This is a genomic window from Evansella sp. AB-P1 (assembly GCF_029688925.1).
In the GTDB taxonomy this organism is placed as follows: domain Bacteria; phylum Bacillota; class Bacilli; order Bacillales; family Salisediminibacteriaceae; genus Evansella.
The window spans coordinates 128,207-141,636 of record NZ_JARUKY010000013.1 but is presented as its reverse complement, the minus strand read 5'-3'; the positions used below and the strand labels follow the sequence as shown (position 1 = coordinate 141,636).

Genomic DNA, 13,430 nt, shown 5'->3' with positions numbered 1-13,430 from the left:
ATGTTTACATTTTTTTAAGAAAGGTTATATAGACAAAGTGTAGATTTGAAGATCTAATTTCCTTGAAAAACATGATTAACAGGATTATGCTATATATTTGTAGTATCAAAAGGTTTGATGCTATCGGGGGGAGGTTAACATGCAAACTCAAACAAAAATACTTTATATTGCACTAATTGCGATTACTTTCTTTTTTATTGTTATGGGTAATGAATACCAAAAAATAGTTAATGATAAGGCTGAATTAGAGAATGAGATGGAGTTGGTACAAAAAAATATTGAAGAAGTGTTAGATTTGGAAGATATACAAAAATATGTGGACGCATTATCTCAGGAAGCTGATTTTTCAGTGGGACTAACTACTTGGATGAATGGAATGGAAATTGCTAACACATTATATGAAGATAGCAAAGGACAATTTGAAGAAGAATGGGGTTTATTTTTAAGTTTAGAAGCTGAGAATAGAGGAATTGACCCATTCCTTGTTTACGAATTACTAAAAATTGAGACAGGTGGGACGTTTGATCCTACATTAGTAGGACCAGAGACACCATATGGACATGCCTATGGCTTAGCTCAATTTATGGAAAATACAGGTCCGTGGGTTGCGAATATGGCTAACTTGGAATATGAGCATGATTTACTATTTGATCCTTTGTACTCCATTCAATTATCTTTAGTTTATTTAGAGTTTCTATATGATTTATATGAAGATTGGAATTATGCATTGACAGCGTATCATAGGGGAATATATGGTTTAGAGATGTATATAGAAGAAAATGGTCATGCTGAGAGTTGGTATGCAGTGGAAATTCAAGAAAATGCAGAAGAACATAATAGCCTATTGACATTAGATCATTAGTCAATTGTAGTTGTAATGGACAAAAAGGAATGGGAGGCCATTCCTTTTTTGCATATATGCTTTCGTATTTTAATCATCAATAGGATTCTTATAGAGAAAAGAATGTGCCTTTTGATAAAACACTTGTTGACTTTGAATTAATTCATCTCCTTCTTTTACGTCTATATATGTGTATTCTCCATTTTGTTGTTGAATTCTAGCCTTCACATTATCTTTTAAAATAACGGTTAATATATCTACAATTCGTTTTTTGATGGAATATTCATGCACAGGAAAGAGAATTTCAATTCTTCTTTCCATGTTCCTTGTCATCCAATCTGCAGAAGATAAAAAGATTTTTTCTTTTCCATTGTTATAGAAGTAAAAAATTCTACTATGTTCTAAAAAACGATCGACGATGCTTCTTACTGTAATATTTTCACTAACATGTGGTACACCAGCCTTTAAGCAGCATATTCCCCGTACAATCAAATCGATTTTTACTCCAACACAGCTGGCTTCATAAAGCTTTAAAATTATTTGTTTATCAGAAAGAGAATTCATTTTTGCAATTATTCGTCCATTCCCAAATTTTTTAGCTGATTCCATTTCTTCATCAATTAATTGAATAAAACGGTGACGAATTTCTAGTGGTGCTGCAGAAATTTCTTGCCAATCTGGTTTTTCAGTAAAACCACTTAAATGATTAAAAAAGTTTGTAGCATCAACTCCAAAGGATGGTTTTGCAGTTAATATACCCATGTCTGTGTATAACTTTGCAGTTGAGTCGTTATAATTCCCTGTTCCTAAGTGAACAAACCGTTGAATAAGGCCATGGTAGTGACGAATAATTAAAGTGATTTTACTATGAGTTTTTAAACCCGTAATACCATAAATGACATGTACACCTGATTTTTCAAGCTTTCTTGCCCATTGAATATTGTTTTCTTCATCAAATCGAGCTTTTAATTCAACTAAAACAGTGACTTGTTTTCCTTTTTCTGCTGCATTGGCTAAGGCAGCAATAATTGGAGAGTCACCGCTTACACGGTACAATGTTTGCTTTATTGCTAATACATTTGGATCGTCTGCTGATTTAACTAGAAGGTCAACGATTGGTTGAAAAGATTCGTACGGATGATGAAGAAAAATATCTTTTTTTAGTATTGCTTCAAATAAATCATCTTCGTCTATTAAATCACTTGGTGGTTGTGGGATAACTGTTTCATGAATGAGATGCTCATTGTCATTACTTAATTGTTTATAAAAAGCTGTTAAAAATGTATAGTCAATTAATCCATTTACTTCATAGATGTCATCATTTTTTAACTCAAGTATATTTAATAAAAATGCCAATACATCCTTATCCATTCTACCCTTCTGCATCTCTAATCGTACAGCAGCTCCCCATTTTCTTTTCTTTAATTCTTTTTCAATTTCTTTCAGAAGATCTCGTGCACCTTCTTCGTGAATGGTTAAATCCGCATTTCTAGTAATTCGAAAGGGTGATACAGATAAAACGGTGTTTCCTGTAAATAAGCGATGGATAAAATGAGTAATAACTTCCTCTAGTAAAATGAAGCACTTATCTTCTGGATGAATGGAGGGAAGTGATATAGTTCGTTCTAAGACACCTGGTACTTGGACAATAGCTAATCTTTTGGCTCCATTTCCAATTAATTGTTTATCATCAGTTTTTAGAAGGACAGCTAGATTTAAGCTTTTATTCAAAAGCATTGGAAATGGACGATAAGCATCAATAGCCATAGGTGTTAAAACAGGTAGGATATAATTATCAAAGTGCTCGCTTAAATACTTAAAATGTTCAGGAGTAATTTCATTTATAGACAATAGCTCAATGCCTTCTTCCTTAAGTCGGGGCATGATAGATTCTGTAAATAATTCGTCTTGTAACCGGACTAAATAATGATTATAATCACTTATTTTTTGTAATTGTTGCTTTGGTGTTAAAGCGGACTTGTTTTCGGGTTTATTAAATCCTGCTTTAACTTGGTCTTTAAGACCAGCAACTCGAACCATAAAGAATTCGTCTAAGTTTGAGCTAAATATAGCAATGAAATTCAAGCGTTCTAATAATGGGTTCCGTTCATCGATGGCTTCTTGTAAAACTCTTTTATTAAAAGCTAACCAACTTAATTCACGGTTATTATAATTTGAAGGGTGCTCCAAATTTGTTTTATCTTTATTTTTTTCTGTATTTTGAGTCAACTTTGATCCCCCCCTACATTAATTACACTTTTTTCATTGTACCAAGCTAATGTAAATTTCATGTAAAGATTTTAAGTCTACCCTGAAAATACACTGTGCAATATTAGAAAAATAAGTTATTGTACCTCAAATAGTTCAGTAGTGAAGGGCAGCGACTCCAGTGGGATCAGCACGATCCGAAAATCCCCTAGTACTTACCGAGTAAGTGGTAGGAAGTTGAGGCCGTGCCCCACGGTAAAGAAGACACTGTGAAGGATGAACAGATGTCGCACTTATGCCTGTAGTGAAAGCGCCTGCCTGAAACGGATGAACCTCGTGATGAGTATTTTCATCCTCCATGGTGGAAGTTTTCTTGCATGAGAAGTCTACCCTAATAATCAAAGTTATCTGTAAAAATAAGGTCAATCTCTTTACCAAGTGCTTTTTCTAAATGCTTTTTTGTTTTTAGTGCTTGAAATTTTTCGAAATATACATCATCACAAGCTAACATTTCTAAAGAACACTTATTTTGTGAGAATTCTTTAAGTTGGATAGATTGAATCACATTTCTGTCTGATATATTTAATGCATAACAAAGCTTTAAGATAGCTCCTAATAGTTCAAATCTCTCTTCATCCTCTTTTGTTATTAAGTTTCGAAAAGGAATGATATATTGTTTTAACTGAGATCTTGATTTAAAAGAAGCAATGCACGCAATTGCTAAGCGATCTCGATGACTAAGGCCATCAATTGTTTGATTTGTTAACAGGTAAAAAGTGTGCTGGCTTTTTGATTCTGGATGTATTGATTTTCCTAAGTAATAAATTCTACTACTCCATTGTAATAGCTTAAGATCTTTCTTTGTAAGAGTAGGATGAATGTAATTTTTTAACTCACTTGCCAGAAAGGCTGAAAGAATAGCTATATTTCTTTGGCTATCAATATTTAATGAGTAATCAATACTTAATTGATATATGCTTTCTTCCGCAACATTAGGGAAATGACTAATACCTATGGGTTCTAAGTATATTTCAGAGAAAATCCCATCACGAAGGCCTTTATTACTAATAATAAAAGAATTTGCACCAACATAGGAAATGAGCTGTTCTATAGCGGTTGCAGCTGGAATTATTATATCGGCTCGGTCCTTGGAAAGGCCATCTAACTGTTGTCTCTGTTTTAATGTCATTTTATTAAGTTTGTTAATAATTAATAGTACATCGATATCCTCTATATTATATTGATGTAAACCGGATAATGGATAAAGTGTTTGACTTTGATGAACGGATGCAATATTTCGTGCACTACCGCCAATTCCAATTACAGGTAATTTTTTTCCCTTTAACCAAGGGAGTATACTATATTGAGCTTTTAAGAATTCTTTTAGTTCATTTATGTCAGTCTCTGAAGGTTGATCATTATTTTGAATAAAAGATTGTAAAGTTAATGCACCAAAAGAAAAGCTATGGGAATGAATTAACTTACGATTTTCAAAAAGTGTAATTTCTGTGCTACCACCACCAATATCAATGGTGATACCATTTTGTAGGTCAGTGGAATTTGTAACAGCTAAATACCCGTAGTACGCTTCTTCCTCTTCACTTAATACTTCAATGTTGAAAGCCCCTTGCACTTTAATGGCATCAAGTATTTCTTTTTGGTTTTTTGCATTTCTAATGGCTGCAGTTGCTACACCTCGAATGGTCGTTAATTGATAATTCTTTGCCACGTAAGAAAAGCGTTGGAGTGTATGTAGAATCAGCTGTATACCTTGATTTGTCATTTCTCCGTTATCATTAATATATGTACTTAATCTAGCGACCACCTTTAAATTTTGTATTTCTTTTATACAACCATGTTTATTAATGTCATATACGACAAAACGAATGGAGTTGGACCCCATATCAATAATACCTATTTGTTGATTTTTCACATAAACACCTCATATAGAAAAATTTGTTTGTTGCTTGTAAATTAACCTATTAGAGTAATTGCTGTAAAGGAAAATTATTATAGTTGCTAAGGTAACCCTTAAGTTTACAAAAAAGTAATCGTAATGTATACTACGATGAGTATATAAATCGTAATGATTCTTATAATTTTATTTTACGAATAGAGGGATTGTATGACAAAGCATATTTCGCCTTATGCCATTGAGATTAACAATGTTTCCTTCTCTTATGGTCAACGAAATGTACTACAAGATATACATTTAAAAATACCTCAAGGATCTTTTTTAGGATTAGTTGGTCCAAACGGATCAGGTAAATCAACTTTGATAAAATGTATATTAGGCTTAAATACCCCTAATAAGGGGGAAATTAAACTTTTTGGAGAAACAGTAGAAAAATTCCATCATTGGAGTGAAATTGGATTCGTATCTCAGAAGGCTAATAGCTTTAATAGCGGATTTCCAGCTACTGTATATGAAGTTGTATCTATGGGCTTATATGGAAAAGTAGGTCTTTTTCGCTTTTTAAATAAAAAACATAAGTTGAAAGTTTTTGATGCTATCAACAAAGTCGGTATGGGGGATTACATTCATCAAAATATTGGAGAGCTTTCAGGTGGGCAGCAACAACGTGTTTTTATTGCAAGAGCACTCGTAAGTGATCCGAAATTGCTAATACTAGATGAGCCAACGGTAGGTGTTGATGCAAAATCCGTGAAAAATTTTTATTTGATGTTAAAGAAGTTGAATGTTGAAAATGGAATGACCCTTATTCTTGTGACACATGATATCGGTGCAATGACGGAATATATTACAGATGTAGCGTGCTTAAATAAGTGTTTACATTTTCATGGTGGTACTAATGAGTTTGTTGAAAATCAAGAAGAAATGATCTCTTCAATGTATGGCCATGATGTTCAAATCCTCACTCATAATCATGACCACGATCATGATCACGTTCACGATCATGACGATTATGATCATGAACTTGGGAGAAGTTCTTCATGATTCAAGTATTTTTTCAATATCAATTTTTAACATATACCTTATACACGGGATTAATGATTGGTTTGATCGCCCCTATTATCGGTGTCTTTTTAGTTGTACGTCGATTATCACTTATCTCTGATGCTTTGTCACATATCACATTGTCTGGGATTGCATTTAGTCTTTTGTTAGGTCGTCATTATATCTTTTTTTCAACTTTGAACCCAATCTATATGGGGATGATTTTTTCTGTTGGAGGAGCACTATTTATTGAAAAGTTAAGAAACGTATATCGTTACTATAAGGAGCTTGCTATTCCAATAATTTTATCTGCTGGAATAGGGATAGGTGTCGTTTTTATTTCTCTAGCAAATGGGTTTAATAATGATTTGTTTCAATATTTATTTGGAAGTGTTGTTGCAATAAGGCAATCCGATTTTGAACTTATACGATTCATTACTGTTATAGTAATTATATTATTTATTTTATTTTACAAGGAATGGTTCTATTTAAGCTTTGATGAAGATCAAGCAGTTGTATCTGGGATTCCCAAAAAAACATTGCATGTTTTATTTATTGTAGTTGTAGCTTTAGTAATTGCTGCATCGATGAGAATTGTTGGTATATTACTTGTTTCATCCTTAATGACTTTACCAGTTGCTGCTGCAATGAGGTGGGCAAAAGGATTTAAGCAAATGTTTTTTTACTCCATAGTTTTTGCAGAAGTTTCTGTATTACTAGGGCTGATAAGTGCTTTTCATCTAGAGCTAGCACCTGGAGGAACGATCGTTATGATCAGTGTGCTTATCTTACTTGTTTCTATATTACTTACAAAAAAAAGAACGACATAATGAATAGGTGAGAAAATGGAATTATTACAGCAATTAACGTTTTTAGAACGGGGAATTGTGGCAGGTTTAATTATTGGATTTATTTGTCCATTATTGGGGGCTTTTTTACTCGTCCGACGAATTACAATAATATCGGAAGCATTGTCACACATAACGTTAACTGGAATTACGGCTGGTATCTTTTTAACACAAACAATAGCTTGGTTTTCCTTTGTTAATCCACTATATGTAGGTTTGATTTTTTCACTCCTAGGCTCTTTGTTAGTTGAAAAACTAAGGCAATTATATAAAAGCTTTCAGGAACTAGCTATACCAATTATTCTATCAACTGGTATTGGTTTAAGTGCCATACTTATAAGCTTAACGCAAAGTAGTTATAATCAATGGTATAGTTATTTATTTGGTAGCATTGTTAGCGTATCTATTTCTGATTTACTTTTTATTATGGGGACAGGTATTATTGCCCTTATCATACTTTTTGGTTTATATAAGGAGTTATTCTCTATCTCTTTTGATCAGGAGTTTGCTTCAATCACGGGTATTTCAGTAAAGCGGATAAACTTCTTTTTTTCCTTGTTAATTGCAATCGTTATTTCCATGTCAATGAAAGTAGTTGGAATTCTTCTTGTTGGAGCCATGGTGACGCTTCCAGTTGCTACTAGTATTCAATTAGCAAAAAGCTTTAAACAAGTTATCCTATTAGGTATATTATTTGGAGAACTAGCTATGATTGGTGGAATCATTTTTTCTTATTATCTTGATGTTGCAACAGGTGGGATGATTGTAGTAACGGGTATTGGAATATTATGCATTACAATGATACTGAAATATTTGTATTCTCAATTTTCTAAGGTGTTTGTAAAAGGTTGAGTTGGAGGGGTAATTATGCAATTAGAGGAAGCAATGAAAATGTTGAAGGAAAAAGGATATAAGCATACGGATAAGCGTGAGGATATGTTAGCATTATTCTCTAAAGAAAAACGTTATTTAGCAGCTAAAGATGTATTGGAATTTTTACAGCATAAATATTCTGGCTTAAGCTTCGATACTATTTATAGAAATTTATCTCTATTCACGGAGTTAGGGATTTTAGAAGCGACAGAATTAGACGGAGAAAAAAAGTTTCGTTTTACATGTTCAACGAATAATCATCACCACCACTTAATCTGTTTAGATTGTGGTGTCACAAAGCATATCCATGCTTGTCCCATGGATACTTTTCAAGAAAAAGATGATACATTTCGTATCGTGGGACACAAGTTTGAAGTCTATGGTTATTGTGAGGAATGCCACGAACAAAATATATAACAAAAAGGCTGTAAATAGGTTGTACAATAAAAACCTATTTTACAGCTTTTTTTTATTGGCTATGTTAATGGAAAGTCTTGATTATAATAAGAATTAAGAAGATTAACTGAGATTTTTGTTCATGTGAAGAGGGAGTATTTCTTTAATTAAATATATTTTCAATTAAGGTTTTTGCCTCTTTCCAATTATTAACTCTATATACCAAGTCAGGTATAGAGTCCTGATTATATGGTGTATCAAGTAGAATTACTGGTATGCCACATTCTTCAGCAATCGCACATGCATTGTCATGCTTATCCTCAAAAAAGAGATCTATCTTATGTTTTTTTACTGCTGCTAATTTGTTATGCTGACCTAGTAGTTCAATGTGATCATATGGTAATTCACACCGCTGAAACCAATCCATCGTTAAATCATGTACATGAACGGGCCTTGCACTAATATAAAAGAGTTCATGTAAAGAATTCCAATGAACTAATATCTCCTTTGCATATAATGCCAAATCAGCTTCTTTGTAAATGTTTTCTTCGTGTTGTTTCATCCATTTCCAAAACTCATTTTTTGTTATTTTTAATACATTGGAAAGATCGTATTCCGTTATATCTTTAAGTGTTAAAGAAGTGTTAAAATACTTATTTATGTGTGGAATAAATGTTTCAGGTGACGTAACTGTACCATCAATATCTATTCCAAATCGGTATTTTTTACACATAGTATGTCCTCCTTTTTACAGTTGCAAATGTATTATGTGAAAGTACTATTCATCTGAATATCCTTTAAATGAAATCATTGTCATCGATAATCTATATTTAGCTTGGCATACTAATCGTACACGCATTGACAAAGGAGGTATAAGAATGTCCCATAACGATAATCAATATCCAAGGGATTTTCATGTTGTGAAAGACGAACATGACGACGATAAAAAAATAGACCCAGAACAAAAACACGATACAGAATACCGTGAAGAAACTGCCGCTGAATATACTCCTACACCTGGACTGCTAGGCGGCAGAGCACAGATGGAAATAAACTCTGATAAAGTGGATGAGGAAGTTAGGGAAGAGGGTACAGAAGTTGGTGGTAGAGGTATTGCTACCTTTGCGTTAGCATTATCCATTGTATCCTTACTCTTCTTACCTGTTCTATTTGGAGCAGCTGGACTTGTCCTTGGTTTTATGGCAGTAAATCGAGACCAAAAAGGTTTAGGATATACTGCAATTGTGATAAGTGCTTTTTCTATTATTATGAGTGTATTTTTTGCACCGTTCGTCACCTAACTAAATCGTCATGCGTGTATTATTTAATTAGATGAATAAACAAGAAGAAAATGGCGCACAATGGTGTGCCATTTTCTAATTATTAGTTAAGTTAGCTCATTTAATTTTTCTCTTTCTTTCTCTTCATGTTCTTTTGCTAATTTATCAATTTCTTTTTTTAACTCTTCAACCATCGTTTCTTCTGGTACCTTACGAATTGTTTTCCCTTTGCGGAATAATAATCCTTCGCCTCTAGCTCCAGCAATACCTATATCTGCTTCTTTTGCTTCACCAGGACCATTAACAGCACAGCCAAGTACGGAAATTTTTATAGGGGCATTTATTTTCTGAATGTATTCTTCCACTTCGTTCGCAATGCTAATTAAATCTATTTCAATTCGTCCACATGTAGGACATGAAATAAGTGTAGGTGCATTAGCTGCTAATCCAAATGATTTTAGTAATTCTTTAGCTACTTTTATTTCCTCAACTGGATCAGCACTCAAGGAAATTCGTACCGTACTTCCGATACCTTGATTTAATAAGATACCTAACCCTGCTGCGCTTTTAATGGTACCTGAGAAAAGCGTTCCTGACTCTGTTATTCCTAAATGGAGGGGATAATCAAATGCTTGCGCTGCTTTTTCATATGCTTCAATGGCAAGGCGAACATCTGATGCCTTCATAGATACAATAATGTCGTGGAAATCAAGGTCTTCAAGTATTTTTATATGATGTAATGCACTTTCTAGCATACCATCCGCAGTAGGATAGCCGTATTTGTCTAATATTTTTTTTTCTAAAGAACCTGCATTTACCCCTATACGAATGGGGATGCCTTTAGCCTTTGCAGCATTTACTACAGCTTCTACTTTTTCTTTTCTTCCAATATTCCCTGGATTGATTCGAATTTTATCAGCACCACCTTCGATTGCTTTCAAGGCAAGCTTATAATCGAAGTGTATATCAACCACTAATGGAATATTAATCTGTTTCTTAATATCTGGAATTGCCTCTGCTGCTCTCATATCAGGACATGCCACACGCACTATTTGGCAACCAGCATCTTCTAAACGTTTAATTTCAGCTACAGTTGCTGCTACGTCATGTGTTTTAGACATGGTCATACTTTGAATAATAACTTCATCACTTCCGCCGATAGTGATAGGTCCAACTTTTACGGGTCTTGTATTTCTTCTGTGTATTACTTGGGTCACACTTTATCGCCCCTTTAGTCTAAAAGGTTATATTACATAAATATTTATAAAAACTTTCACCTTTGAATGGTGTCCAGCTAAAGGCGTTATCATCTCGTGTCAAATAACCTGTCCGTATAAAAAGTGAAATGCACTTTATATCGGCAAGAACATTTGTATTTCGGTGATGAGAGGGCGCCTTGCGCTTTTCTTGTTTATTGTACCAACGGTAGTACTAATGTGGCAAGAGCTAAGAATCATTACCAGTTCCAATATTATGATATAAGGGGAAACGGTAGGAGTGACCGATTATTATTTCGTGTGCTTTCGTATTAGGGTTAAGGGCTTCAAAGTCTTCTACAACAAGGTGTGGTGGTGTAGAAATACCCTGGTCTGCATGTAGAGCTTGTACTATTCCATATACAGTTTGACCTGCTTCAACAATTACCTCCTGGTAGGGAACGATTTTATCTTCTTGTAAGTCATCTGTTTCCTTTATTTCATTAGTTAAATTACTTGCAGAAGACTGGGGTATTGTACCAACACTTAGATCATAATAAACACTGACAATTAAAAGAATAATAATTGCTAAACCAATAATTGGGCGCATGTATTTTACTCCTTTACAATGAGATGTTTATAAATCATATGCTTGTCCAACTCTTTTATTCATGTTTATTGAAAGAAGGTTTATAATGGGAAAGAAAGAAAACTTAGTTATTCTTATTTTAGCTTTTTTACCATTTGTAATGGTTATAGGGAATTCTATGTTTATCCCTATTTTACCAATAATTGAGAGGGATTTACATATTAGTTCAGCTGAAGCAGGACTTTTACTAACTGCTTTTTCGATTCCAGCAGCAATAATTATCCCATTTATTGGTTACTTCTCTCAAAAGTTTGGTGCCAAAAAAATGATAATAACTTCTCTTCTTTTTATTTTAATTGGAAGTTTAATTTCATCACTTGCTCCATTCATTGGTGAATCTAGGATAGTATTTAATTGTCTTATAGTTGGTAGGGCTATTCAGGGATTTGGAGCAGGAGGGACTGCCCCATTAGCAATGACTATTATAGGAAACGTTTTCCTAGGAACTTCAAGAAGTAAGGCATTAGGAATGATGGAATTATTTAATGGACTTGGTAAAATGATAAGTCCTTTATTGGGAGTTACGGCAGTCTTTTTTACATGGTATAGTGCATTTTGGTTTTACTTCATTTTATCTCTTACTATACTCCTATTAATACAAACGTATATTGATAGTGATAGTAAAGGTATAGACCTTTCCATCTTAAAATATTTCCATTCAGTAGGAGGTATTTTTAAGAGGGAGTATCGGTGGATTTTCCCTGTTTATTTTACCGGTGCTTCAATCATGTTCATATTATTTGGATTATTTGTTTATTTTTCGTATGAAATAGAGCAAGTTTATTTAATTGAAAGCATTGAAAAAGGTGTATTATTTTCTATTCCACTAGGAGGGCTCACTATTGCCTCATATTTTTCTGGTCGTTTTATAGGAGCAAAAAATGAAAATTTACAAAAGATTGTAGTGATAAGTTTTATTTCAATGGTAACAGTATTAATATTTGGGATGATACTCCATTCTTTTACTGTACTCTTTATTATTATCACTGTTTTTTCAATAGGTGCAGGATTATTGCTTCCTTGCTGCAATCTCTTAGTAACTTCAAATATTTCTAAAGAGGAGAGAGGAGTAGTCGTATCTTTTTATGGGATGTTTCGTTTTTTAGGTGTTGCTTTTGGACCTCTCATTTATAGTCAGTGGATGTATATGGAATGGTGGATGTTTATGTATTCCTTTTTTATTTTAATTATTGTTGGTGTGAGCTTATATTTAGGATTCATGACAGTAACCAAAAGAGAAACAACAATTTCACCATTTTCTTCTTAAAATGAAACTTTTTCTTTAAATAACCGTACATATTCATAAGATGAAAATTTTGATAAAATAAACTATAGAATAAAATAGTATTGGAGGGGAAATGAAGATGGAGATGTTGGATAATGCCTCCATAGGCTTTATAGTTGTATTTCTAGCTACATTATTTATATTCGGAGAATTAATGGTAAGAGCAAAAGGTTTATTTGGTATTCTCGGGGTTGTTATTATGGCGATGTATTTCTCATATCATTTAACAGCCTCCGCTGGACTTTGGATCGTTTTACTATATGCTATCGGATTAGTACTCATTATATTTGATGGAAAAGTAACTGGGGACGGTTCTATCGCGTTGGTCGGATTATTATTAATGATTTTAGGTTTAGCATTACCAGCCCCTGGAATTATTTACGGTGTTTTAGTTGCGATGGCTTTAATAATTGCTGCTCCAGCTTCATATTTGTTTACAAAAGTATTTCCACCACGAAATATGTGGTCAAAAATGACCTTAAAGGAGAAATTATCTAGTGATCTTGGCTATAATTCTATGAACGAAGAATATAAAGACTTAGTTGGGAAAACAGGAAAAACTCTTACCCCTTTTCGTCCTACTGGTACTGTGGAAATCGAGGGAAGACCTTATAGTGCTACAACGGACAATCTTTGGTTAGAAGGTAATAAAACAGTTAAAGTGATTGCAGTTGATGGAACTCGTATAGTTGTGGTACCTGATTAAAAGCACTTAAGCTCTTTCTCAGAAATTACTACTTAAGTACTAAAAATAAGTGTCAACATTAAATACAAACCTTTTAAAAAAACTCGCCATTTGGCGAGTTTTTGTTTTGAATTATAAAAATAGTGACGTTAATAATAACGACACTTGTTTGAACTTGTAAACTAATATCATAATTTAAGAGATGTATAG

The 13,430-nt window shown here is 33.3% G+C and carries 13 protein-coding genes; 8 read left to right on the top strand and 5 right to left on the bottom strand.

Annotated elements, in window-relative coordinates; translation table 11 throughout:
- Positions 1 to 139 precede the first annotated feature (139 nt).
- Complete coding sequence (locus QA612_RS14990; protein ID WP_278284625.1) at positions 140 to 862, top strand: transglycosylase SLT domain-containing protein; 723 nt, start codon at positions 140 to 142, stop codon at positions 860 to 862.
- 69 nt (positions 863 to 931) lie between these two features.
- Here the strand turns inward: QA612_RS14990 and QA612_RS14985 are convergent, their stop codons facing one another.
- On the bottom strand, positions 932 to 3,070 hold the full coding sequence (locus QA612_RS14985) for an RNA degradosome polyphosphate kinase (RefSeq protein ID WP_278284624.1): 2,139 nt from the start codon (positions 3,068 to 3,070) through the stop codon (positions 932 to 934).
- A gap of 370 nt (positions 3,071 to 3,440) precedes the next feature.
- Entirely contained in the window at positions 3,441 to 4,982 is a 1,542-nt protein-coding gene (locus tag QA612_RS14980; RefSeq protein ID WP_278284623.1) for a Ppx/GppA family phosphatase, read from the bottom strand.
- Between the two features lie 192 nt (positions 4,983 to 5,174).
- On the opposite strand from QA612_RS14980, the gene QA612_RS14975 reads away from it, so the two are divergent.
- From QA612_RS14975 to QA612_RS14960, 4 genes are read left to right on the top strand one after another with little or no spacing between them, the layout of a single operon-like run.
- Positions 5,175 to 6,008, top strand: coding sequence for a metal ABC transporter ATP-binding protein (locus tag QA612_RS14975; RefSeq protein WP_278284622.1), 834 nt, complete (start codon positions 5,175 to 5,177; stop codon positions 6,006 to 6,008).
- Positions 6,005 to 6,838 carry a metal ABC transporter permease gene (locus QA612_RS14970; RefSeq protein WP_278284621.1) on the top strand — a complete coding sequence of 278 codons (834 nt, stop codon included), beginning with the start codon at positions 6,005 to 6,007 and terminating at the stop codon, positions 6,836 to 6,838. Before QA612_RS14975 ends, QA612_RS14970 begins: the two co-directional genes overlap by 4 nt.
- Before the next feature lie 15 nt (positions 6,839 to 6,853).
- Positions 6,854 to 7,708 carry a metal ABC transporter permease gene (locus tag QA612_RS14965; protein WP_278284620.1) on the top strand — a complete coding sequence of 285 codons (855 nt, stop codon included), beginning with the start codon at positions 6,854 to 6,856 and terminating at the stop codon, positions 7,706 to 7,708.
- Between the two features lie 15 nt (positions 7,709 to 7,723).
- Positions 7,724 to 8,146, top strand: a complete 423-nt coding sequence (locus QA612_RS14960; RefSeq protein ID WP_278284619.1) for a Fur family transcriptional regulator — start codon at positions 7,724 to 7,726, stop codon at positions 8,144 to 8,146.
- A gap of 142 nt (positions 8,147 to 8,288) precedes the next feature.
- Here the strand turns inward: QA612_RS14960 and QA612_RS14955 are convergent, their stop codons facing one another.
- Positions 8,289 to 8,858 carry a 5' nucleotidase, NT5C type gene (locus QA612_RS14955; protein WP_278284618.1) on the bottom strand — a complete coding sequence of 190 codons (570 nt, stop codon included), beginning with the start codon at positions 8,856 to 8,858 and terminating at the stop codon, positions 8,289 to 8,291.
- Between the two features lie 145 nt (positions 8,859 to 9,003).
- Between QA612_RS14955 and QA612_RS14950 the strand changes: the two genes are divergently transcribed.
- Positions 9,004 to 9,426 carry a DUF4190 domain-containing protein gene (locus tag QA612_RS14950; RefSeq protein WP_278284617.1) on the top strand — a complete coding sequence of 141 codons (423 nt, stop codon included), beginning with the start codon at positions 9,004 to 9,006 and terminating at the stop codon, positions 9,424 to 9,426.
- An 86-nt stretch (positions 9,427 to 9,512) separates the two neighbouring features.
- Here the strand turns inward: QA612_RS14950 and ispG are convergent, their stop codons facing one another.
- Both ispG and QA612_RS14940 read right to left on the bottom strand, forming a co-directional pair.
- A complete protein-coding gene (gene ispG, locus QA612_RS14945) occupies positions 9,513 to 10,622 on the bottom strand; it encodes a flavodoxin-dependent (E)-4-hydroxy-3-methylbut-2-enyl-diphosphate synthase (RefSeq protein ID WP_278284616.1) in 1,110 nt (369 codons plus the stop codon).
- A 229-nt stretch (positions 10,623 to 10,851) separates the two neighbouring features.
- The gene (locus tag QA612_RS14940; protein WP_278284614.1) at positions 10,852 to 11,211 is read right to left on the bottom strand and encodes a hypothetical protein; all 360 of its coding nucleotides are present in this window, start codon (positions 11,209 to 11,211) and stop codon (positions 10,852 to 10,854) included.
- Between the two features lie 85 nt (positions 11,212 to 11,296).
- Between QA612_RS14940 and QA612_RS14935 the strand changes: the two genes are divergently transcribed.
- Both QA612_RS14935 and QA612_RS14930 read left to right on the top strand, forming a co-directional pair.
- Positions 11,297 to 12,517 carry an MFS transporter gene (locus QA612_RS14935; protein WP_278284613.1) on the top strand — a complete coding sequence of 407 codons (1,221 nt, stop codon included), beginning with the start codon at positions 11,297 to 11,299 and terminating at the stop codon, positions 12,515 to 12,517.
- Between the two features lie 97 nt (positions 12,518 to 12,614).
- The gene (locus tag QA612_RS14930; RefSeq protein WP_278284612.1) at positions 12,615 to 13,241 is read left to right on the top strand and encodes an NfeD family protein; all 627 of its coding nucleotides are present in this window, start codon (positions 12,615 to 12,617) and stop codon (positions 13,239 to 13,241) included.
- Positions 13,242 to 13,430: the final 189 nt, after the last annotated feature.

What these genes read in the sequence shown, in the direction of transcription:
- QA612_RS14990 (WP_278284625.1), top strand. Translation starts at nt 140, where the DNA reads ATGCAAACTCAAACAAAAATACTTTATATTGCACTAATTGCGATTACT.
- QA612_RS14975 (WP_278284622.1), top strand. Translation starts at nt 5,175, where the DNA reads ATGACAAAGCATATTTCGCCTTATGCCATTGAGATTAACAATGTTTCC.
- QA612_RS14970 (WP_278284621.1), top strand. Translation starts at nt 6,005, where the DNA reads ATGATTCAAGTATTTTTTCAATATCAATTTTTAACATATACCTTATAC.
- QA612_RS14965 (WP_278284620.1), top strand. Translation starts at nt 6,854, where the DNA reads ATGGAATTATTACAGCAATTAACGTTTTTAGAACGGGGAATTGTGGCA.
- QA612_RS14960 (WP_278284619.1), top strand. Translation starts at nt 7,724, where the DNA reads ATGCAATTAGAGGAAGCAATGAAAATGTTGAAGGAAAAAGGATATAAG.
- QA612_RS14955 (WP_278284618.1), bottom strand. Translation starts at nt 8,858, where the DNA reads ATGTGTAAAAAATACCGATTTGGAATAGATATTGATGGTACAGTTACG.
- QA612_RS14950 (WP_278284617.1), top strand. Translation starts at nt 9,004, where the DNA reads ATGTCCCATAACGATAATCAATATCCAAGGGATTTTCATGTTGTGAAA.
- QA612_RS14940 (WP_278284614.1), bottom strand. Translation starts at nt 11,211, where the DNA reads ATGCGCCCAATTATTGGTTTAGCAATTATTATTCTTTTAATTGTCAGT.
- QA612_RS14935 (WP_278284613.1), top strand. Translation starts at nt 11,297, where the DNA reads ATGGGAAAGAAAGAAAACTTAGTTATTCTTATTTTAGCTTTTTTACCA.
- QA612_RS14930 (WP_278284612.1), top strand. Translation starts at nt 12,615, where the DNA reads ATGGAGATGTTGGATAATGCCTCCATAGGCTTTATAGTTGTATTTCTA.